Below are 20,362 nucleotides of genomic sequence, written 5' to 3'. Positions count from 1 at the left end.
GAGGAGTACGGTCGGTGGCATGGAGCGCACCGAGATCGCCGCGATGAACGCCGCCATGACCGGGCGGGTGCTGGCCATGCCCGCCGCACCCGTCCCGGACGGCGGGTACGCCCTGCGCGTGCTGCGGACCCGGGGACGGCGCAGCGGGGAACCACGGGACACCCCGGTGGGCGTGGTCGCTCACGGCGGGGCGGAGTACGTCGTCGCGCCGGTGGCGGCCCGGGACTGGGTGCGGAACCTGCGCGCGACGCCCGGCTGCACGCTCCTGGCGAGCGACGGCGGGAGCGAGCGGCGTGCCGTCGAGCCGGGGCCCGGCGAGGCGGCCGCGGCCGTCGTCACCTACCTGCGGGCGATCGACCAGCCGCAGGCGTTGCGGGCGTTCCCGGTCCCGGCCGACGCCTCCGCCGACGACGTCGCCGCCCACCTCGGCACGATCGCCGTGTTCCGGCTCGACAGGGACTGACACCTCCCCGCCGGCCCGGCCTCGCGGGGGTCGACCGTTCGGGCCGGACGGGCTAACCTCCCGGCTCCGATCAGCCGATCCGCGGGGGACCGTTGAGCGAGCAGACAGCACCGGAGACACCGTCACGGCTGACCCGGGCACTCGGCGTCGTCGAACGGGCCGGGAACAAGCTGCCCGACCCGGTGATCCTCTTCGTGGTGCTGTCGGTGCTGCTGGCCGGGCTGTCCGCGGTGCTCGCCGCGGCCGGGCTCACCGCGCAGGTCCCCGGCCAGGACGAGATCACCCCCGTCCGTAGCCTGCTCACCGGTGACGGCCTGCGGTTCGCGCTCACCGAGGCGGTCACGAACTTCGTCGAGTTCCCGCCCCTCGGGACGATCATCGCGGTCCTGCTGGGCATCGCCGTCGCCGACCGCTCCGGGCTGCTGCCGACACTGCTGCGGGTCACCGTGCTGCGGGCCCCGCGCCCGCTGGTCACCCCGGCACTGATGTTCGCCGGGGTCTGCGGGTCGGTCGCGTCCGACGCCGCGTACATCGTGCTGATCCCGCTCGGCGCGATGGTGTTCCGAACCCTGGGCCGCAACCCGGCGGTCGGGGCGGTGGCAGCGTTCGTGTCGGTCGGGGCGGGGTACGACGCGAGCATCCTCGTGACCGCGACCGACGTACTGCTGGCCGGCATCACGAACTCCGCCGCGGCCGTCGTGGACCCGTCGATCCAGCTGACCGCGCTGTCGAACTACTGGTTCAACGTCGTGAGCGCGCTGCTCATCGCCCTGGCGGCGGCGGTCGTCGTCGACCGGGTCGTCGAACCCGCCGCCGGCCGGTCCACCGAGGAACCGGCTGACGCCTCCGGGCACGAGGAGGCGGAGGCCGCGGAGGCACGGGACGCCGAGATCTCCCGCGACCAGGTGCGTGGCCTGCGGGACGCCGGCCTGACGCTGCTCGCGCTCCTGGCGCTCTACGCGGCGGCCTGGCTGCCTGCGGGTTCCCCGCTGCGGGACCCGGACACCGGGGACCTGGTGCCGTCGCCGTTCCTGGACGGCATCGCCGTCGTGCTGCTGCTGACCTTCCTCGCGGTCGGCATCGTGTACGGGCTGCGGGTCGGGACGGTCCGCCGCGCCGCCGACGTCCCGCGGCTGATGCGCGAGGGGCTCGTCGACGTCGTCCCGATCCTCGTGCTGTTCTTCGTGATCGCCCAGTTCCTGGCCTGGTTCACCTGGACCGGGCTCGGTCAGTGGATCGCGGTGTCGGGCGCGGAGGTGCTGCAGGCGTCGGGCGCCCCCGCGCCGGTGCTGCTGTTCCTGACCATGCTGCTGGTGTTCGTGCTCGGCCTGGTGATCACGTCGGGGTCGGCGCAGTGGTCGCTGCTGGCCCCGGTGCTGGTGCCGATGCTGCTGCTCGTCGGGATCGACGCCGACCAGACGATGGCCGCGTTCCGGATCGGGGACTCCGTCGCGAACTCCCTCACGCCGATGAGTCCGTACTTCGCCGTCGCGCTCGGGTTCCTGCAGCGCTACCGGCGTGACGCCGGCATCGGCACGCTCATCTCGATGACGCTGCCGATCTGTGCGGCGATGTTCGTCGTCTGGACCGTCCTGTTCCTGGCCTGGGTATCGCTGGGGATCCCGCTCGGGGTCTGATCAGGCCGCGTCTCTGATCAGGCGGCGTCCGAGCGACGGAGCTCCGCGTGCAGCGGCGCCGCGAGGCCGCCCCGCTCCCCCACGACGACGCCGTCGAGGCCCAGCCAGCCGGCCATCGTCGTCAGCTCGGCGGCGAGCTCGGCCGCGATCCGCGACTCCGGCCCCGGGGCGCCCGGCTCGGCGAACGCGCCCGGCACCCGCAGCACACCGGCGGCGCGGGCGGCCTTGAGGTCGACCCGGCCGACGAGGCGGCCGTCGAGCAGGAACGGGAAGACGTAGTAGCCGTACTCGCGCTGCGGCTCGGGCACGTAGATCTCGATGCGGTAGCGGAAGCCGAAGATCCGCTCGGTGCGGTCGCGCTCCCACACCAGCGGGTCGAACGGGCAGAGCAGCGCCCGGCCCTCGACCGTGCGCGGTGCCCGGGCCGCCGGGTCGCGGTAGGCGGGCTTCGCCCAGCCGCGCACCGCGACCGGTTCGAGCCGCCCGCCGTCGACGAGCTCGTCGATCGCCGTGCGGGTGCGTTCCGGGCCGAGCCGGTAGTAGTCGCGCAGGTCGGTCTCGGTGCCGACGCCCAGCGCCGAGGCCGCCTTGGCGATGAGCTCGCGGGCGGCGTCGGCCGGGTCGGGTGGCAGGCCGTCGAGGACCTCCAGCGGGAGGACCCGCTCGGGCAGGTCGTAGCGGCGCTCGAAGTGCTTCCGGGTGCCCACGGCCAGGTCACCCACCGCGAACAGGTACTCGCAGACCCGCTTGACCTCGGACCGCTCCCACCAGGTCGCGCCCGGCGGTCGCGGGCGGACGGTGCCCGCCCGGCCGCCGGGTGCCAGCGCCTTCTCGATCGCACCGGCGCCGATCGGGCCGGACTCGGCGACGACGTCGCGGATGTCCCCGGCCAGCGACGGGTGCTTCTCCAGCAGCGGCCCGTAGTGCTTCCACCACCGCCGCGGCAGCGTCTCGTGGCCGAGCAGCGGCCAGTCCTGCACGAGGACCAGGCTCGCCTCGTGCGCCCAGGTCTCGGCGAGCAGCCGTGGGCGGCGCGCGCTCGGTGACCAGGCGGCGTCGTCGAGCAGGGACGCCGGGTACGCCCCGAGCCTGCTGAAGATCGGCATGTAGTGCGCGCGGACGGCGACGTTCACCGAGTCCAGCTGCAGCAGCTTCACCCGGTCCAGCACCCGCCCGAGATGCCGCCGGGTCACCGCGCCCGCAGGCCGGGGGTCGGCGAAGCCCTGCGCTGCCAGGAAGGTTCGCCGGGCCACGTCTCCCGAGATCGTCCGCACCCGCCGGATGTTGCCACGGACCCCCGACAGGAACCGGCCCGCACCCCGTGGCCCGGCGCCGCACCCGTGGCCGGCGAGGCACCCACCGCCCGGCGCCGCATCCCGTGGCCTGGCGCCGCACCCCATTGCCTGGCGCCGCACCCCATCGCCTGGCGAGGCACCCGCCGCAGAGGGTGCGCCGGTCGGGGACGGGGTGCCGCTCCCTCGGCCGCACCCCACCCAGGTCCGTGCCCGCGCCCGACCGCCGCACTTGCCTGACCCGGCATGGCGCCCCCTGATCCGTCGCCGCACCCCACGGCCCGGCGTGGCACTCCACGGTCCGGCGTGGCACCCGCTGCAGACGGTGCGCCGACCGGTGACGGGGTGCCGCACCCGGCCGGGGGGTTCCGGCGCACGTCACTGCCCGAGCGATGCGCTTCCGGGGCTGCCGATTGCCAACCGCCTCGATCCCCGCACCCCGGCCGCGCCGCACCCGCTCGCCCGGCGAAGCACCCCGTGACCCGGCGTCGCACCCATCGCAGAGGGTGCGCCGACCGGTTACGGGGTGCCACGCCCTCGACCGGCCGCCGCCGTGGCCGGCTACCGCTCCCCTGACCGGTGCGGTACCCGCTGACCGGGAACCGCACCCCCTGACCCGGCGTGGCACCCCGTGGCAGGGCACCGCACCACGTGCCCCGGCGTGGCACCCCGTGGCAGGGCGCCGCACCCCGTGACCCGGCGTGGCGCCCGCCGCAAGGGGTGCGCCGGCCAGTGGCGGGGTGCGGCGCCCTGCCACGGGTGCCGCGGCCCGCCACGGGTGGCGGGCACGGTCACGGGGTGCCGGGTGTGGGTCAGTTCCCGGGCGGCGGACCGCCGGGGCCGCCGCCCTGCCCGCCGGCGCCCCCCCACCGGACCCGCCGTCCGGTGCACCGCCGCCGGTGGGCTCGGTGGTCGTGTCCACCGCGGCCGTCAGCGCCACGGTCCAGCCGCGGGTGACGTCCCCGCTGACCGTCGCGACCTGCAGAGCCCCGCCGTCGTCGCCGAAGACGTTGTCGCTGTCGAGGGACACCTTCGACAGGTTCGTCACCGACTGCTCGTAGCCGGTCGTGGCGTACACGGCGGTGCACATGTCCTGCGGCAGCGCGACCTGCGAGGTGGCGATGGCGTTGCCGGCGTCGGTGATGTCGGCGACCGCCGGGTAGACCTCGAAGTGGATGTGCGGCCAGCGGCCGTCGTAGCAGGCCGGGACGATGCTGGTGAACCGCACCGTCCCGTCGCTGCCGGCGACCTGGACGCCGCGCAGGTAGTTCTCGTTCTCCAGCCCGGACGAGTAGAGCAAGTACTCGCCGGCACGGTCGCAGTGCCACACGTACACCGCGGCCCCGGCCATCCCGGCCGCCGCCATGTCGGTGATCGTCAGCTCGAGGGTCATGGGCACGCCCTCCGCGGTGGCACTGCCGGTCCCGAAGCTGGACCGGATGTCGCTGCGCACCACACCGGACTCGGTGAGCACGTTCGCCCCGTTGGAGCCGTCGCCCGGGTACGGGCCCGCGGTCTCGTCCGGGATCTCGCCGGTGCTCGTGGTGCTCGCCGTCGACGCCCCGGACGACCCGGACGCGCCGCACGCGGCCAGGCCCGCCGTGGCGGCGCCGATGCCGAGCACCGCGAGCATCCGGCGGCGGCTGAACAACGTACCGAGATCGAACCCGAGGCCCTGGTCGACGACCTCGTCGTCGGGGCGGGGCAGCGGGCGGCCCTCGTAGGTGGGGCGCGGGCTCATGCGGTCCTCCAGGAGCGTCGGTCGGGAACTGCCACCGACGGTAGGAACCGCACGTGGGCGGCGGCCCGGGATCATCTGTGCGTCCCCTGTGAGCGATGCCCGCCACGGACACGGTAGGCATGGGGCATGGCCACCGCGAGCGTCCGCCCCGCCACCGACGACGACGTCGACGCCGTCGTCGGGATCCAGGACCGCACCTGGCGCACCGCCTACGCCGGGCTGCTCCCCGAGGAGGCGTTCGCGAGCCTGACCTCCGACGCGGCCCGCTCGCACTGGCGCGACGCCGTGCACGCGGGCGACGACTTCCACCTGTTCGTCGCCGTCGAGGGCGACGAGACCGTGGGGTTCTGCGCCGCCGCGCACTACGCGGGAGCCGACGGCCTGTCGATCGCGGAGATCTCCGCGCTGCTGGTGGAGCCGCGGTGGGGGCGGCGCGGGCACGGCGGACGGCTGCTCGCCGCCGCCGCGGCCGCGCTGCGCGGGTCCGGCTCCGGGTCGGGGCGGGCGTGGCTGCCCGAGGCCGACGCCGCGTCCCGGGGGTTCTACGCGCGCGCCGGCTGGCAGCCCGACGGCGCGGTCCGCACCCTCGACACCGGCACCGGCACGCTGCGCGAGATCCGGGTCGGCGGGACCCTCGACCTGCACCTGACCGGCTGAGGAGCCGGTCAGACCAGGCCGAGCAGTGGCTCCAGGCCGATGGTCAGACCGGGCCGCGACCGCACTGCCCGCACGGCCATCAGCACGCCGGGCATGAAGGACGCCCGGTTCATCGAGTCGTGCCGCATCGTGAACACCTCGCCGTCGGTGCCCAGGATGACCTCCTGGTGCGCGATCAGACCGGGCATCCGGACCGCGTGCACGTGGACGCCGTCGACGACCGCGCCGCGGGCACCGTCCGGGTCGGTGGTGGTGGCGTCCGGGACGTCGCCCAGACCGGCCTCGGCACGGGCGGCGGCGACCACCGACGCGGTGCGGGCCGCGGTCCCGGACGGGGCGTCGACCTTGCCGGCGTGGTGCAGCTCGACGATCTCGGCAGAGTCGAAGAACTTCGCGGCCTGCCCGGCGAAGTGCATCATCAGCACCGCGCCGACCCCGAAGTTCGGGGCGACCAGCACGCTTCCGGAGCCGTGGGCGTCGAGGACGGACCGGACCTCGTCGAACTTCGCGGCGTCGAAGCCACTGGTCCCGACGACCGCCGCGACCCCGCGCGAGACGCACGCCCGCACGTTGTCCAGCGCCGCACCGGGGTGGGTGAAGTCGACGGCGACGTCGGCGCCGTCCAGCGCGGCGAGGTCGTCGTCCGCGTCGAGGGCCGCCACCAGCTCGGTGTCCTCGGCCGCCTCGACCGCACGGCAGACCTCGCTGCCCATCCGGCCCTCCGCGCCGAGCACCGCCACCCGGATCGTCCCGCTCACCCGCACACCTCGTTCCCAGATCTTCTGACCGCCGTCGTGACCGCAGGCGAGTCTAGGCAGTGCCGCTCAGCCGGCGACGAGCCCGCCGATCCACACCGCCGTCGCCAGCATCCCGGCGGCGAGCTCGATGAGGATGCTCCACCCGACGGCGGTGAGCGCCTCCTTCGCCGATCGCCAGGCCGTCGCGGCGTCCGGGAGCCGCACCAGCTCGGCCAGCCACACCCCGAGCACGAACCCGAGGAACAGCCCGACCACCGGGACGACGAAGAACCCGACGACACCGAGCAGGAGGCCCGCGAGCAGGGTCCGGGTCGGTACCCCGGACGCCTTGAGCCGGCGGCCGGGGAGCAGGTACTTCGCGACCTGGCCGATCACGGTGACCAGCACGGCGAGACCGAGCACCCACCAGCCGACGGCGTCGCCGCGCGGCACCGCCCACACCGCGATCCCGCCGACGATCAGTACGGGGCCGGGGAGCACGGGGAGCACGATCCCGGCCAGCCCGACCGCGATCATGAGGCCGGCGAGGACGGCGAGCCAGGTCATGGCCCCACCCTGCCAGGTCGTGATCGACCCCGGCTCACAGGTCGCGCAGGGACCCCGGGAGAGCGGACTCGTCGTCGTAGGGACCGACGACGGCGGCGGTGAGCGGCTGGTCCAGCAGGCCCGCGGCCAGCGCCGCGACCTCCGCCGGGGTGACGGCCTCGATGCGGGCCAGGCTGTCGGTCAGCGACCGCTGGCGCCCGTGGTCGAGCTCGGCCCGGCCGAGCCGGTTCATCCGGGACGCGGTGTCCTCGCAGCCCAGCACCAGTCCCCCGCGCAGCGCGCCCTTGGCCCGGGTCACCTCGGCCTCGGTGAGCCCGCCCCCGGCGACCTCGGCGAGCACGTCACGCACGACGGCCACGACCTCGCCGAGCCGCTCCGGTGCGCAGCCGGCGTACACCGACAGGGCACCGGCGTCGGCGTAGCGGGCGACCGAGGAGTAGACCTGGTAGGCCAGCCCGCGCTGCTCACGGACCTGCTGGAACAGCCGCGACGACAGGCCGCCGCCGAGCGCGTTGTTCAGCACCGCGAGCACCGGCAGCCCCGGGACGTGCCGGCCCGCGGCCGGGACGCCCAGCATCACGTGTGCCTGCTCGGAGTCGTCGGGCTGCAGGCCGAGCGCACCGGAGCGGGCCGGGCGCACACCGGTGGCGGCGCGCGGCGGGACGGCGACGGCGTGGCCGTTCGCCGCGGGTGCCAGCGCTGCGGCGACGAGTTCGGCGAGCCGGTCGTGCTCCAGGTTCCCGGCGGCGGCGACGACCATCCGTGGCGTCGTGTACTCCCCGCGCCAGAACGCGTGCAGCGTCTCCCGGCTCATCGCCCGGACGGACTCCTCGGACCCGATCACGGGACAGCCGAGCGGGTGCGACCCGAACAGGGTCTCGTCGAACAGGTCGCCGAGCAGGTCCTCCGGGTCGTCGTCGCGCATCGAGATCTCCTCGAGCACGACGCCCCGTTCCAGCTCGACGTCGGTGCGGGCCAGCTCGGCGTCGGTGACGACGTCGGCGAGCAGGTCGACCGCGAGCGCCACGTCGGTGTCGAGGACGTGCGCATAGTAGCAGGTGTGTTCCTTGGCGGTGAAGGCGTTCAGCTCACCGCCGACGGCGTCCATCTCCTCGGCGATCCCGGCCGCGGTCCGGCGCCGGGTGCCCTTGAAGAGCAGGTGTTCCAGGAAGTGTGCGGCACCGGCCTGCTCGCCGGTCTCGTCGACCGAGCCGATGCCGATCCAGATGCCGACGGCGACCGAGCGGACCCCGGGCACCGTCTCCGTGACCAGCCGGACGCCGCCGGGCAGCTCGCTGCGCCGCACCGCGTCCGGGGTCGCGAGATCGGCGGGCACGCGGGCGGCGGCCCGGGAACCCTGGGGTTCCCGGGCCGCCGCCCTGGAGTCGTGCGCGTCCGCCAACGGATCAGCTCTGGTTCGCGGCCTCGGCCGCGGCCGGAGCCTCGGCGCCGGTCTCGGCGTCCGCCGGGGCCTCACCGTTCTCCCCGCCCTCCTGGACCGGGACGAGGCTGATCTTGCCGCGGTTGTCGATGTCGGTGACCTCGACGCGGATCTTGTCGCCGACCTTGCAGACGTCCTCGACCTTGCCGATCCGCTTCCCGTTGCCGAGCTTCGAGATGTGGATCAGACCGTCCTTGCCGGGGACCAGCGAGACGAAGGCACCGAAGGCGGCGGCCTTGACCACCGTGCCCAGGAACCGCTCGCCGACCTTCGGCAGCTGCGGGTTGGCGATCGCGTTGATCATGCCGATCGCCTCCTCCGCGGAGGGGCCGTCGTTCGCACCGACGTAGATCGTGCCGTCGTCCTCGATCGAGATGTCGGCGCCGGTCTTCTCGGTGATCGAGTTGATCATCTTGCCCTTCGGGCCGATGACCTCGCCGATCTTGTCGACCGGGACCTTCACCGCGGTGACCCGCGGCGCGTACTTGGACATCTCGTCCGGGCCGTCGATGGCCTCGCCGATCACCTCGAGGATGGTCAGGCGGGCGTCCTTGGCCTGGCTCAGGGCCGCGGCCAGCACCTCGGACGGGATGCCGTCCAGCTTGGTGTCCAGCTGCAGCGCCGTCACGAAGTCCTTGGTGCCGGCGACCTTGAAGTCCATGTCGCCGAACGCGTCCTCGGCGCCGAGGATGTCGGTCAGCGCGACGTAGCGGGTCTGGCCGTCGACCTCGTCGGAGACCAGGCCCATCGCGATGCCCGCGACCGGCGCCTTCAGCGGCACACCGGCGTTGAGCAGCGACATCGTCGACGCGCAGACCGAGCCCATCGAGGTGGACCCGTTGGAGCCCAGCGCCTCGGAGACCTGGCGGATCGCGTAGGGGAACTCCTCGCGGTCCGGCAGGACCGGGAGCAGCGCCCGCTCGGCGAGGGCGCCGTGGCCGATCTCGCGGCGCTTCGGCGACCCGACGCGGCCGGTCTCACCGGTGGAGAACGGCGGGAAGTTGTAGTGGTGCAGGTAGCGCTTGGAGGTCTCCGGACCGAGCGAGTCGATCGTCTGCTCCATGCGCAGCATGTTCAGCGTGGTGACACCCAGGATCTGGGTCTCGCCACGCTCGAACAGCGCCGAGCCGTGCGCCCGCGGGATGACCTCGACCTCGGCCGAGAGCGGCCGGATGTCGGTCAGGCCGCGGCCGTCGATCCGGACCTGGTCGGTCAGGATCCGGCGGCGGATGAGCTTCTTGTTGAGCGCGCGGAACGCGTTGCCCAGCTCGGACTCGCGGCCGGTGAAGCGCTCGCCCAGCTTCTCCAGCACCGACGCCTTGATCTCGTCGGTGCGGGTCTCGCGCTCCTGCTTGCCGGCGATGGTCAGCGCCTGCGCCAGCTCCTGCTCGACGGCCTCGGTGACGGCCTCGAGCGCGTCCGGCTGGTAGGCCGGGAACACCGGGTAGTCGGCGGTCGGCTTGGCCGCGACGTCGGCGAGCTGCTGCTGCGCGACGCACAGCGAGCGGATGAAGGGCTTCGCGGCCTCCAGGCCGTCGGCCACGACGTCCTCGGTCGGGGCGTTGGCGCCGCCGCCGACGAGCTCGATCGTCTTCTCGGTGGCCTCGGCCTCGACCATCATGATCGCGACGTCGTCGCCGACGACGCGGCCCGCGACGACCATGTCGAACGCGGCGCGCTCGAGCTGGTCGTGCGTCGGGAAGGCCACCCACTGGGTGTCGGTGCCGGTCTCGTTCGCGATCAGCGCGACGCGGACGCCGCCGACCGGGCCGGAGAAGGGCAGGCCCGCGAGCTGGGTGGACGCCGACGCGGCGTTGATCGCCACGACGTCGTAGGGGTCCTTCGGGTCGAGCGACATGACCGTCACGACGACCTGGATCTCGTTGCGGAGACCGTCCACGAAGGACGGGCGCAGCGGCCGGTCGATGAGGCGGCAGGTCAGGATCGCGTCGGTGCCGGGGCGGCCCTCGCGGCGGAAGAACGAGCCGGGGATCCGGCCCGCCGCGTACATCCGCTCCTCGACGTCGACCGTCAGGGGGAAGAAGTCGAACTGGTCCTTCGGCCGCTTCGAGGCGGTCGTGGCGGACAGCAGCATGGTCTCGTCGTCCAGGTACGCGACGACTGAACCGGCGGCCTGGCGGGCGAGCCGGCCGGCCTCGAACCGGACGGTGCGCGTGCCGTAGGCACCATTGTCGATGACGGCGGTGCTCTCGTGCACGCCGTCCTCGCTGATGACGTCAGTCATGCGGGGGTGATCTCCTCGTCGTAGGGAGTTGTCTCTGCGTCCCCACCACCGACGACGTCCGGGGCGATCCCCTGCTGGGCCGGTCTTCGATCGAAGCCCCCGGCAACTCGTGCTCCCGGGAGCCACTACCGAGGACCGGCGGACGTCCGTCCGCCGGCGCGCGGTGGGCTTCTGTTCAGTTGAGTCGGTTCAGTTGTACCGCGTGGGATGCGGAACGACCCGGCACCGGAGTCCGGTGCCGGGTCGCCGGCGGGTCAGCGGCGCAGACCCAGCTTCTCGATCAGCGCGCGGTAACGAGCCACGTCGACGGCGCGCAGGTACTTGAGGAGCCGGCGACGACGACCGACCAGCAGCAGCAGGCCGCGCCGGCTGTGGTGGTCGTGCTTGTGCTCCTTCAGGTGCTCGGTCAGCCCGATGATGCGCTGCGTCAGCAGCGCCACCTGGGCCTCGGGGGACCCGGTGTCGGTGGCGTGGGTGCCGTACTTCTCGAGCGTGGTCTTCTTCTCGGCGGTAGACAGTGCCACTGCGTCTCCTTCATCTCGTGGACGGTCCGCGGGGCCGTACCGTTCGCGACCCCGGCCGGGACGGCCGGTGGAACGGCAGGTGGTCGGTCGCGGCCGCCGCTGACTGCAGCCGGACCCGGGGAGAAACGGTACCAGCGACGACATCGCCCGCCGTCGCCGACCCGCGCACCTCAGCGCCCTGCTCCACCGGACGGGACCGTCAGCCGTACCCGGTGCACCGGGGTGTAGCGCGGGCCCGGGTCGCTGCGCACCAGCAGCACCTCGTCCGCCGTCCACCAGGGCCCCGGCCGGACGCCGCCGGCGCCGGTCAGGGCGTCCGGCCGGGGCCGGTCGGCGGGCCGCCTGCGAGCGAGTGTGAGGTGCGCCCGGAACGACGACGGGTCGGCCCCGGCCCGGGCCGCGAGGTCGTCGAGCACACCGCCGGGCTCGACCCCGGCCCAGACGACGCCGGGGAAGGTGCCGGTCCCCGCGATCCGCAGCCGCGGCGCGGGCACCCCGGCGAACGCCGCGTCGAGGGCCGCGGCCCGCGCGTCCGGGTCGTCGTCGCCGTGGAAGCACAGGGTGAGGTGCCAGGTGCCGGGATCCACCGGCCGCCACGCGCCGTCCGGGTGCCAGGGCGGTGCGGACGCCAGCTCCGTCGCGAGCGCGTCGACCGCCGCCGGGGGCGGCCACAGCGCGGTGAACAGCCTCATTTCGCTCCGTCCTCCCGGCGGCCCGCCCCGATGCCACGGACGAGCACGGCGGCGGCGATCGAGGGGCGACGGTGTCCGGTGGAATCGCTGCCTCGGGCAGCGATTCCACCCGAAGGAACCCGTGCCGGACAAGGGGCGTCGCGACCGTGGAGGCCGCGGGTCGTGGCGCCGAGGGTGACCGTCTCCCGTGAGATCGCTTCCCCGGGAAGCGATCTCACAGCACCCGTCATCTCCGCGACGCCGCCGCCCGCCGGAGCACCTCGGCGATCTCCGGGAACGACGGGTCCAGCTCCGCCGCGGCCGCGACGAGGCGGGCCGGCGCGGAGACGCCGCGCAGCGCGTCGTCAGCGGTCGGCGCGGAGGCCCGCGCGGCGGTCGGCGCGGCGGTCGGCGCGGCGGTCGGCGCGGAGGTCGGCGCGGAGGTCGGCGCGGAGGCGGCCGGCCGTCGCGGGTGCGGCACCACTGCCGTGCGGACCGGAACGACCGGCGCGCCTGACGCACCCGGCGCACCCGGGACGACCGGGGCGCCGCCCGGGAGGCGATCGGGGCCGGCGAGGCCCGGGCCGGCAGCACCGCAGCGGCAGTCCCCCGCCGGCACCGGCCCCCAGGGCACCGCGGGCCCGGACCGGACGCGGTCCAGCAGCGCCTCCAGCTCACCGGGCGGGACCGGACCGCGCGCCACCCGGCAGTCGAGCGCCACCATCCGGCCGAGCACCGCGGGATCACCGATCTTGACCCGCCGGGCCCCGGACAGCTGGGACAGCATCGCCGGGCTCAGCCCCAGCGCCGACGCCAGCCGCGCCTGCGTGATCCCCAGCCCGGAGGTCAGCCGGCGTACCCGCTCCCCCAGCGGCTCGCCGTAGATCTCGCGCTGCCGCGCGCGGTTGCCCGCCACCTGGTCACCGGGACGATCGTCCATGTCGCGATCCTGCGGCCGTCCCCGTCGCGCCCGGGCCGGATCGGAACGGGTAGGGGACTTCCACTCAGCCCGGCGCGTTCGGCCCCGGTCCGGTGGGGGGATCCCCGTCCGGTCCGGTCGCGTCGCCGGCGGCGACGAGCGTCGCCCGGCTGTCCTCGACGTCGCGGGTCATCTGGGCGATGAGCGGCTCGATGCCGTCGTAGTGCTCCTGACCGCGCAGCCGGGCGACGAACTCGACGCCGACCTCGTGGCCGTAGAAGTCCTCGTCGACGTCGAGCACGTAGGCCTCGACGGTGCGCACCCGCCCGGAGAAGGTCGGGTTCGTTCCGACCGAGATCGCGGACTTCAGCCGCCGGTCGCCGATCCGGAACCAGCCGGCGTAGACCCCGTCGGCGGGGACCGCGGTGTGCGGCGGGCAGGCCACGTTGGCCGTCGGGAAGCCCAGGTCCCGGCCCCGCTTGTGGCCGTGCACGATCACGCCGTCCACCCGGTGCCAGCGGCCCAGCGCGCGGGCGGCGTCGCGGACCGCGCCGGCGTCGATGCAGGACCGGATGTAGGTCGAGGAGAACGTGATGTGGTCGTCGGAGATGAGGTCCACCGCCTCGCAGACGAAGCCGAACCGGCGGCCCAGCTCGTGCAGCGTCGTGACGTCGCCGGCGGCCTTGTGCCCGAAGGTGAAGTTGCTGCCGACGACGACGACGGCGGCGTGCAGCCGGTCGACGAGGATCTCGTGCGCGAAGCCGGCCGGCGCCATCCGCGACAGCTGCTCGGTGAAGGGGATGACGCAGAAGACGTCCGCACCGGCCTCGGCGACGAGCTCGGCACGCCGGTCCAGCGTGGACAGCCGCGCGGGGTGCGTCCCGGGGCGCACGAGCTCGGCCGGGTGCGGGTCGAACGTCACGACGACCGCGGGGAGCCCCCGGTCCCGGGCGAGCTCCACGGCCCGGGCGATGAGCTGCCGGTGCCCGCGGTGCACCCCGTCGAACACCCCGACGGTGACGACGCAGCGTCCCCAGCCGGGCGGGACGGCCTCCAGACCACGCCAGCGCTGCACGGCGGCGAGCCTACGGAACCGGTGACCGCCCCGCCCCACCGGCCGCCGGGGATCAGCCGGCCGGGGCCAGCACGACCACCGGGCGCGCGGACGGTCCACGGTCGGCCATCAGCGCGAGCGCGGCCCCGTCGGGCCCGAACACGCCGTACGTGCCGGGGATCCCCGCGGACGGCAGCGACCGGCCGATCCGCACGTCGGTGGCGGCCGCGTCGTCGACGTCGACCCGCGGGAACGCCGTCGCCACCGCCGCGGCCAGGTCGAGCGAGAGGCCCGGCTCGGCGGCCAGCTGCTCGACGGTGCGGGCGTGCTCCAGGGTGAAGGGCCCGACCCGGGTGCGGCGCAGCGCCGTGAGGTGCCCGCCCGCGCCGAGCGCCACCCCGAGATCGCGGGCCAGCGCCCGCACGTAGGTCCCCGACGTGCACTCCACGACGACGTCGAGGTCCACGAACCCGCCGTCCCGGCGCAGGCCGCGCAGGTCGAACGCCGACACCGTGACCGGCCGGGCCGGGATCTCGACCGTCTCGCCGTCGCGGACGCGCTGGTAGGCCCGCTTCCCGTCGATCTTCACCGCGGACACCGCGCTCGGGACCTGCTCGATGTCCCCGGTCAGCACGGCCATCGCCGCACGGACCTCCGCCTCGCCGGCCACGACGGCGACGGGGTCACCGACGGGCGTGCCCTCGGCGTCGTCGGTGTCGGTCGCCTGCCCGAGCCGGACGGTCGCGGTGTAGGCCTTGGTGTCCAGCGACAGGTGCCCCAGCAGCTTCGTCGCCCGCTCGATGCCGACGACCAGCACGCCGGTCGCCATCGGGTCGAGCGTCCCGGCGTGGCCGACCTTGCGGGTGCCCATGATCCGGCGCAGCTTCCCGACGACGTCGTGGCTGGTCGGGCCCCGGTCCTTGTCGACGACGACGAGACCGGGCGGCGGAGGCGGTGGCTTCGGCACGGTCGCAGACGCTAACGCGCCAGCCGGTACCCGACCCCACGCACCGTCACGACGACCTCGCGGGCGCCGAGTTTCGACCGCAGCGACGCCACGTGCGCCTCCAGGGTGCGGGCGGCGGAGCCGTCGGCGACGCCCCAGACCTGTTCGAGCAGCTCGGTCCGGGGCAGCACGGCGCCCTCGCGCCGGGCCAGCGCCGCGAGCAGGTCGAACTCCTTGCGGGTCAGCGCGACCTCGTCCCCGGCCGCGGTGACGGACCGCCGCTCCAGGTCGACGACGACGTCGCCCACCGCCACCGTGGACGCCACCGCGCCGCCGGTGGAGCGGCGCAGCACCGCGTCGATCCTGGCCAGCAGCTCGTCGGTGGACACCGGCTTGACCAGGTAGTCGTCGGCACCGGCACGCAGGCCCTGCACCCGGGCGGCGACGTCGCCGCGGCCGGTGATCGCGAGGATCGGCACCCGGGACCGCTCCCGGATCTCCCGGCAGACACCGATCCCGTCGCGGTCGGGCAGTCCCATGTCGAGCAGCACGACGTCGGGCTCCCGGTCCGCGATCGCGCTGAGCGCGGCGGTCCCGCTGCCGACCAGATCGGTCGGATGACCGTGCTTGACCAGGGTGCGCCGCAACGCGTCTCCGAGGACGGCGTCGTCCTCGACCAGCAGTACGCGCACGTCCGACAGCGTAGTCCGCACCCTCAAACCTTCCTCAAGACCGCCTCCGCTCCCGTTGGCGCGGCGGGCGGCCCTCCTTCATCGTTTCGGCACCGAACACGTCGAGGAGGACGGACATGGCCGAGGTCGCCACCGCAGCCGGCTCACCGGGACAGGGGTCGTCGACCCCCACCCGGCCGAAGAAGAAGCTCTACTCCCAGCTCTGGTTCTGGGTCCTGATCGGCATCGCGTCCGGCATCCTGGTCGGGTTCGTCGCCCCCGACTTCGCCTCGGACACCAAGTGGCTCGCCGACACCTTCGTCCAGATGATCAAGGTGATCATCGGGCCGGTCATCTTCTGCACCGTGATCGTGGGCATCGCGTCGCTGGGCAACCTCGCCCGGGCCGGCGGGCTCGCCGCCCGCGCGCTGGGCTACTTCCTGGTCATGACGGTGATCGCGCTGGCGATGGGCCTTCTCGCGGGCAACCTCTTCCAGCCGGGCGCCGGCTTCCAGGGTGCCCCGAACCCGGCCGACCTCGCGAAGGCCGCCGAGAACGCCGCGACCGGCTCCGAGGAGTCGGGCGTCATCGGCTTCATCCAGGGCTCGCTGCTGCCGGAGAGCTTCTTCGGGCCGTTCGTCGAGAACTCGGTCCTGCAGGTCCTGGTCCTCGCGATCCTCACCGCCTGCGCGATCTCGTCGCTGAACAACGACCTCCGCGTCCGGCTGGTCCGCGGCATCGAGGGCATCTCGCAGGTGATCTTCGGGATCATCAAGATCATCATGTGGGCCGCACCGGTCGCCGCGTTCGGCGGCATGGCCTACACCGTCGGTCAGATGGGCGGCGAGTCGCTCGTCAACCTGCTCAAGCTGATGGGCGTCTTCTGGGGCACCTGCGCGGTGTTCGTCCTGGTCGTCCTCGGCGCGGTCTCCTGGGCCGCCGGGTTCAACGTCCTGAAGGTCATCCGGCTCATCAAGGACGAGCTGCTCATCATCGTCGGCACCTCGTCGTCGGAGTCGGTGCTGCCGCGCTTCCTCACCAAGCTGCAGTCGGCCGGTGCGTCCAAGCAGACCGTCGGCATGGTCATCCCGACCGGCTACTCGTTCAACCTGGACGGCACCTGCATCTACCTGACCCTGGGTGCGCTGTTCATCATCCAGGCCGGCGGTGAGGTCCTCCCGATCGGCGCGCAGATCGCCCTCGCGGTCCTGATGGTGCTCACCTCGAAGGGCGCCGCGGGCGTCACCGGCGCCGGTCTGGTCACCCTGGCCGCGTCACTGCAGGCGTTCGGCGGGGAGTTCTTCACCCCCGAGGCGATCGTCGTCGGCCTCGCCCTGATCGTCGGCATCGACCGCATGATGTCCGAGGGCCGCGCGCTGACCAACGCGATCGGCAACGTCGTCGCCACCCTGGTGATCGCCCGCTGGAACGGCGAGCTCGACCGCGAGCGGCTCGCCGCCGTCCTCGAGGACCCGTCGCTCGTCGAGGCCGACATGGAGGCCGCCCACGGCAGCGGTGCCGGCGAGGAGACCGAGGAGACCGCGACCGGCACCGAGGCTCCCGCCGACGCCGACACCCGCGTCAAGGCCACCACCGGTTCCTGACGCGACCGTCCCGTCCTCCTCGTGACGGTCGCCCCGCCCGGAGCACGGTCCCCCCTCCCACCCCCGCGGTGGCAGGGTGGGGCCGTGCTCCGGGCGTTCCGCACCTCCTCGACCTCCCTGCGGGGGTCGAAGCTGGTCCGCCGCCTGTTCGTGCTGCAGGTGGTGACGGTGCTGCTGACCGTCGGCGGTCTCACCGCACTCGGCGTGTACGGCGCCGGGGAGCTCGAGCACGACGCCGCCGGGCGGCTGACCCGGGCCACTGCGCTGAGCATCGCCTCCGACCCCGAGGTCGTCGACGCGCTGCGGGCCGGTGGCGACGTCGCCACCCTGTCGTCGCGGCTGCAGCCGGTCGCCGAGCGGGTCCGGACCGCGACGAACACCAACTTCGTCGTCGTCATGTCCCCCGCCGGGATCCGCTACAGCCACTACAACCCCGCCGAGATCGGCCTGCCGTACCAGGGCAACATCGCCCCGGCGCTGGAGGGCCGGACGGCCACCGAGGTCTACACCGGCACGCTCGGGCCGTCGGTCCGCACCGTCACCCCGGTCGTCGAGGACGGGCGGCTCATCGCCGTCGTCTCGGTCGGGGTGCTGCAGACCCGGGTCAGCGACCTGGCGCTGCGCTGGCTGCCCGGCATCGTCGTCGCCGCCGGTGTCGCGCTGCTGCTCGGCCTGGGCCTCGCCGTGCTGCTGGCCCGCAGGCTGCGGCGGCAGACCCTCGGGCTGGAGCCCGAGGAGATCGCCGGGGCCTACACCCATCACGACGCCGTGCTGCACGCCGTCGGCGAGGGCTTGCTGGTCGTCGACGGCAGCGGACGGCTGGTCGTCGTCAACGCCGAGGCCCGGCGGCTGCTGGCCTCCCCCGTCCCGATCGAGGGCGGCCCCGACACCGCCGAGCCCGGACGCCCGCTGACCGGCCTGGGCATCGACCCGGCGGTGCTGGCGGTGCTGGTCCGCGGCCTGCGCGAGGACCTCCGCGACGAGCCCGCGCTCGCCGGGGAACGGGTGCTGCTGGTCAACAGCCGGCACGCCGGCCCGGCCGCGGGGCCGGGGACCCGGGTGTTCACGCTGCGCGACCGCACCGAGCTGGCCGGCGCCCTCCGGGAGCGCGACGACGCCCGCGGCAAGGTCGACGCCTTGTCCGGGCAGGCCCACGAGTTCGCGAACCGATTGCAGACCGTGCTGACACTGATCGAGCTCGGCGACACCTCGGACGCCACGGCCGCCGGGACCGCCGCCCTCGACCGCACCCGCGGACCGGGCTCCGCGGTCGTCGCCGAGGTGCTCGACCCGGTGCTCGCCGCGCTGCTGGCGGACAAGGCGTGGCAGGCGGTGGAGCGCGACGTCGCGTTCTCGGTGACCGACGTCTGCGATCCCGACACCCTCCCGGACCTGCACCTGCCGTTCGCCGCCGACGACCTCGTCTCGCTGGCCGGGAACCTCGTCGACAACGCGCTCGAGGTGGTCGCGGCGCAGCCACGCGGCGCGGAGCGGTCGCTCACCGCGACGGTCCGGACCGACGGCGGCGAGGTGGTCCTGGAGGTCGCCGACAGCGGTCCCGGTGTCCCCCAGGAGACCGCCCGCGAGCTGTTCACCTTCGGCTTCAGCACCCGGGCGACACCCGGTGGCCGCCCGCGCGGGATCGGGCTGGCCCTGGTCGACCGGATCACCCGGCGCCTCGGGGGGACGGTGACCGTCGGCCCCCGGGACGACGGCACCGGCGCGGTCTTCACGGTGCGGCTCCCGCTCCCGACCCCACCCCCGCTCGACGAGGGGCGCTCCGCGGTCGCACGCCCCTGACCGGACGGCGCGGAGCTCAGGCCCGGACCGTGCCCGGGACCGCCCACCGCCCCGAGCGCGCCCGCAGCCCGACGGCCACCAGCCGGACGACCATGAACATCGCCAGCCCGGTCCAGATCCCGGCCAGCCCCCACCCGAACGCCAGCGACAGCCAGATCAGCGGCAGGAACCCGCACACCGCGGCGAGCAGCGTCGTCGTGCGCAGGAACGCCGCGTCACCGGCGCCGAGCAGCACACCGTCGAGGGCGAAGACCACGCCCGCCACCGGTTGCAGCGCGGTGAAGAACCACCACGCGGCGGGGATCGTCGCGAGCACCGCGGCGTCGGTGGTGAACACCCCGGGCAGCACCGGGTAGAGCGCCGCGAACACGACGCCGAACACGCAGCCCAGCAGCAGCCCGTACCGCGTCACCCGGGCCGCGACGGCACGCGCCCCGGCGGTGCCCTCCCGATCCCGGGCCGCCCCCAGCGCCGACCCGACGAGTGCCTGGGCGGCGATCGCCACCGCGTCGAGCACGAGCGACTGGAACACCCACAGCTGCAGCACGACCTGGTGCGCCGCCACCGACTCCGCACCGAACCGGGAGGCCACCGCGGTCGCGGACAGGAAGCACGTCTGGAAGCCGAGCGACCGGATCACCAGGTCGCGGCCCATCGTCACCTGGGCGCGCAGCACCGCGGCGTCGGGCGCGAACCGGACCGGGTCGGACGACGGCGCCCGCCGCCGCTCCGCCGCCAGCGCACGCAGGAACAGCCCCGCCGACACCGCCTGGGCCACGACGTTGGCGACCGCGGAGCCCTCCAGCCCCCAGCCGTCCCAGGAACCGGCGCCGTGCACGAGGAACGGGCACAGCAGCGCGGACAGGCCGTTGCCCGCCAGCACGTAGTACATCGGGCGCCGGGTGTCCTGCACCCCGCGCATCCAGCCGTTCCCGGCGAGCGTGACCAGCACCAGCGGGGCGCCGAACAGGGCGATGCGCAGCCAGGAGACCGCTCCCGCCGCGATGTCCCCGCCGCCCGCGAGCACCCCGGCGACCGGGGCCGCCAGCAGCTGCCCGGCCGCGATCACCAGCAGCCCGACGACGACGGCCAGCCACGTCGCCTGCACCCCCTCGGTGACCGCGGCGGAGCGGCGCCCGGCGCCGTAGAACCGGGACGCCCGCGCCGTCGTCCCGTAGGACAGGAACGTCAGCTGGGTGGTGACCTGGGCGAACAGCACCGCGGCGACGGCGAGCGAGGCCAGCGGGAGCCCACCCAGCCGTCCGACGACGGCGGTGTCGACCAGCAGGTACAGCGGCTCCGCGGCGAGCACCGGCAGCGCCGGCACCGCGAGCCGCAGGATGTCCCGGGCCCCGCCCCGGGAGCGGACGTCCGGTTCCGAGCCTCCCGACAC

The 20,362-nt window shown here is 74.4% G+C and carries 19 protein-coding genes and 1 pseudogene; 7 read left to right on the top strand and 13 right to left on the bottom strand.

What is annotated here, in order from left to right; all coding sequences use genetic code 11:
* Window positions 1-19 precede the first annotated feature (19 nt).
* Both Ae150APs1_RS24755 and Ae150APs1_RS24750 read left to right on the top strand, forming a co-directional pair.
* On the top strand, window positions 20-463 hold the full coding sequence (locus tag Ae150APs1_RS24755) for a nitroreductase/quinone reductase family protein (RefSeq protein WP_075300622.1): 444 nt from the start codon (window positions 20-22) through the stop codon (window positions 461-463).
* Between the two features lie 92 nt (window positions 464-555).
* Window positions 556-2,100, top strand: coding sequence for an AbgT family transporter (locus Ae150APs1_RS24750; RefSeq protein ID WP_075300620.1), 1,545 nt, complete (start codon window positions 556-558; stop codon window positions 2,098-2,100).
* A 17-nt stretch (window positions 2,101-2,117) separates the two neighbouring features.
* Here the strand turns inward: Ae150APs1_RS24750 and Ae150APs1_RS24745 are convergent, their stop codons facing one another.
* Window positions 2,118-3,374 (bottom strand): crosslink repair DNA glycosylase YcaQ family protein, encoded by a 1,257-nt coding sequence (locus Ae150APs1_RS24745; RefSeq protein WP_075300618.1) that lies wholly within the window; start codon window positions 3,372-3,374, stop codon window positions 2,118-2,120.
* Between the two features lie 932 nt (window positions 3,375-4,306).
* Between Ae150APs1_RS24745 and Ae150APs1_RS33945 the strand changes: the two genes are divergently transcribed.
* The gene (locus Ae150APs1_RS33945; protein ID WP_249266470.1) at window positions 4,307-4,453 is read left to right on the top strand and encodes a hypothetical protein; all 147 of its coding nucleotides are present in this window, start codon (window positions 4,307-4,309) and stop codon (window positions 4,451-4,453) included.
* 191 nt (window positions 4,454-4,644) lie between these two features.
* Here the strand turns inward: Ae150APs1_RS33945 and Ae150APs1_RS33940 are convergent.
* Window positions 4,645-4,743: pseudogene (locus Ae150APs1_RS33940) on the bottom strand (3,4-dioxygenase subunit beta); the annotation flags it as partial.
* A 40-nt stretch (window positions 4,744-4,783) separates the two neighbouring features.
* Here Ae150APs1_RS33940 and Ae150APs1_RS33935 point away from each other — a divergent pair.
* Together Ae150APs1_RS33935 and Ae150APs1_RS24735 are read left to right on the top strand one after the other, a co-directional pair.
* Window positions 4,784-5,116, top strand: coding sequence for a hypothetical protein (locus Ae150APs1_RS33935; RefSeq protein WP_249266469.1), 333 nt, complete (start codon window positions 4,784-4,786; stop codon window positions 5,114-5,116).
* Window positions 5,117-5,259: 143 nt separating this feature from the next.
* Window positions 5,260-5,790 (top strand): GNAT family N-acetyltransferase, encoded by a 531-nt coding sequence (locus Ae150APs1_RS24735; protein WP_075300616.1) that lies wholly within the window; start codon window positions 5,260-5,262, stop codon window positions 5,788-5,790.
* 8 nt (window positions 5,791-5,798) lie between these two features.
* Here Ae150APs1_RS24735 and dapB read toward each other — a convergent pair whose 3' ends face one another.
* The 10 genes from dapB to Ae150APs1_RS24680 all read right to left on the bottom strand — a co-directional run bounded on the left by dapB (window position 5,799) and on the right by Ae150APs1_RS24680 (window position 15,586).
* Window positions 5,799-6,548 carry a 4-hydroxy-tetrahydrodipicolinate reductase gene (gene dapB / locus Ae150APs1_RS24730; RefSeq protein ID WP_212567256.1) on the bottom strand — a complete coding sequence of 250 codons (750 nt, stop codon included), beginning with the start codon at window positions 6,546-6,548 and terminating at the stop codon, window positions 5,799-5,801.
* Window positions 6,549-6,614: 66 nt separating this feature from the next.
* Complete coding sequence (locus Ae150APs1_RS24725) at window positions 6,615-7,094, bottom strand: DUF456 domain-containing protein (RefSeq protein ID WP_010227241.1); 480 nt, start codon at window positions 7,092-7,094, stop codon at window positions 6,615-6,617.
* 34 nt (window positions 7,095-7,128) lie between these two features.
* Window positions 7,129-8,430, bottom strand: a complete 1,302-nt coding sequence (locus Ae150APs1_RS24720; protein WP_075300612.1) for a pitrilysin family protein — start codon at window positions 8,428-8,430, stop codon at window positions 7,129-7,131.
* 70 nt (window positions 8,431-8,500) lie between these two features.
* Window positions 8,501-10,780 (bottom strand): polyribonucleotide nucleotidyltransferase, encoded by a 2,280-nt coding sequence (locus Ae150APs1_RS24715; protein ID WP_075300610.1) that lies wholly within the window; start codon window positions 10,778-10,780, stop codon window positions 8,501-8,503.
* A gap of 254 nt (window positions 10,781-11,034) precedes the next feature.
* Window positions 11,035-11,304 carry a 30S ribosomal protein S15 gene (gene rpsO / locus Ae150APs1_RS24710; RefSeq protein WP_010227233.1) on the bottom strand — a complete coding sequence of 90 codons (270 nt, stop codon included), beginning with the start codon at window positions 11,302-11,304 and terminating at the stop codon, window positions 11,035-11,037.
* A 170-nt stretch (window positions 11,305-11,474) separates the two neighbouring features.
* A complete protein-coding gene (locus Ae150APs1_RS24705) occupies window positions 11,475-11,996 on the bottom strand; it encodes a 2'-5' RNA ligase family protein (RefSeq protein WP_075300608.1) in 522 nt (173 codons plus the stop codon).
* Window positions 11,997-12,222: 226 nt separating this feature from the next.
* The gene (locus Ae150APs1_RS32255) at window positions 12,223-12,915 is read right to left on the bottom strand and encodes a helix-turn-helix domain-containing protein (protein ID WP_170918128.1); all 693 of its coding nucleotides are present in this window, start codon (window positions 12,913-12,915) and stop codon (window positions 12,223-12,225) included.
* Between the two features lie 64 nt (window positions 12,916-12,979).
* Complete coding sequence (locus Ae150APs1_RS24690; RefSeq protein ID WP_075302560.1) at window positions 12,980-13,969, bottom strand: bifunctional riboflavin kinase/FAD synthetase; 990 nt, start codon at window positions 13,967-13,969, stop codon at window positions 12,980-12,982.
* A 52-nt stretch (window positions 13,970-14,021) separates the two neighbouring features.
* Window positions 14,022-14,915 carry a tRNA pseudouridine(55) synthase TruB gene (truB, locus tag Ae150APs1_RS24685; RefSeq protein ID WP_075300602.1) on the bottom strand — a complete coding sequence of 298 codons (894 nt, stop codon included), beginning with the start codon at window positions 14,913-14,915 and terminating at the stop codon, window positions 14,022-14,024.
* A gap of 11 nt (window positions 14,916-14,926) precedes the next feature.
* Window positions 14,927-15,586 carry a response regulator transcription factor gene (locus Ae150APs1_RS24680; RefSeq protein WP_010242647.1) on the bottom strand — a complete coding sequence of 220 codons (660 nt, stop codon included), beginning with the start codon at window positions 15,584-15,586 and terminating at the stop codon, window positions 14,927-14,929.
* Window positions 15,587-15,702: 116 nt separating this feature from the next.
* Here Ae150APs1_RS24680 and Ae150APs1_RS24675 point away from each other — a divergent pair, with 116 nt between their 5' ends.
* On the top strand, window positions 15,703-17,169 hold the full coding sequence (locus Ae150APs1_RS24675) for a cation:dicarboxylase symporter family transporter (RefSeq protein ID WP_075300600.1): 1,467 nt from the start codon (window positions 15,703-15,705) through the stop codon (window positions 17,167-17,169).
* A gap of 84 nt (window positions 17,170-17,253) precedes the next feature.
* Entirely contained in the window at window positions 17,254-18,969 is a 1,716-nt protein-coding gene (locus tag Ae150APs1_RS24670; protein ID WP_170918127.1) for an ATP-binding protein, read from the top strand.
* Window positions 18,970-18,985: 16 nt separating this feature from the next.
* On the opposite strand, the gene Ae150APs1_RS24665 is transcribed toward Ae150APs1_RS24670, so the two are convergent.
* The gene (locus Ae150APs1_RS24665; RefSeq protein ID WP_075300598.1) at window positions 18,986-20,362 is read right to left on the bottom strand and encodes an MATE family efflux transporter; all 1,377 of its coding nucleotides are present in this window, start codon (window positions 20,360-20,362) and stop codon (window positions 18,986-18,988) included.

Source organism: Pseudonocardia sp. Ae150A_Ps1 (assembly GCF_001932315.1).
Classification (GTDB): domain Bacteria; phylum Actinomycetota; class Actinomycetes; order Mycobacteriales; family Pseudonocardiaceae; genus Pseudonocardia.
Note: the sequence above shows the minus strand (reverse complement) of the source record. Positions and strands in the feature narration are given on the sequence as shown.

Coding starts and splice junctions, on each gene's coding strand:
- Ae150APs1_RS24735 (WP_075300616.1), top strand. CDS start 5,260: ATGGCCACCGCGAGCGTCCGCCCCGCCACCGACGACGACGTCGACGCC.
- Ae150APs1_RS24725 (WP_010227241.1), bottom strand. CDS start 7,094: ATGACCTGGCTCGCCGTCCTCGCCGGCCTCATGATCGCGGTCGGGCTG.
- Ae150APs1_RS24715 (WP_075300610.1), bottom strand. CDS start 10,780: ATGACTGACGTCATCAGCGAGGACGGCGTGCACGAGAGCACCGCCGTC.
- Ae150APs1_RS24755 (WP_075300622.1), top strand. CDS start 20: ATGGAGCGCACCGAGATCGCCGCGATGAACGCCGCCATGACCGGGCGG.
- Ae150APs1_RS32255 (WP_170918128.1), bottom strand. CDS start 12,915: ATGGACGATCGTCCCGGTGACCAGGTGGCGGGCAACCGCGCGCGGCAG.
- Ae150APs1_RS24705 (WP_075300608.1), bottom strand. CDS start 11,996: ATGAGGCTGTTCACCGCGCTGTGGCCGCCCCCGGCGGCGGTCGACGCG.
- Ae150APs1_RS33935 (WP_249266469.1), top strand. CDS start 4,784: ATGGGCACGCCCTCCGCGGTGGCACTGCCGGTCCCGAAGCTGGACCGG.
- Ae150APs1_RS24675 (WP_075300600.1), top strand. CDS start 15,703: ATGGCCGAGGTCGCCACCGCAGCCGGCTCACCGGGACAGGGGTCGTCG.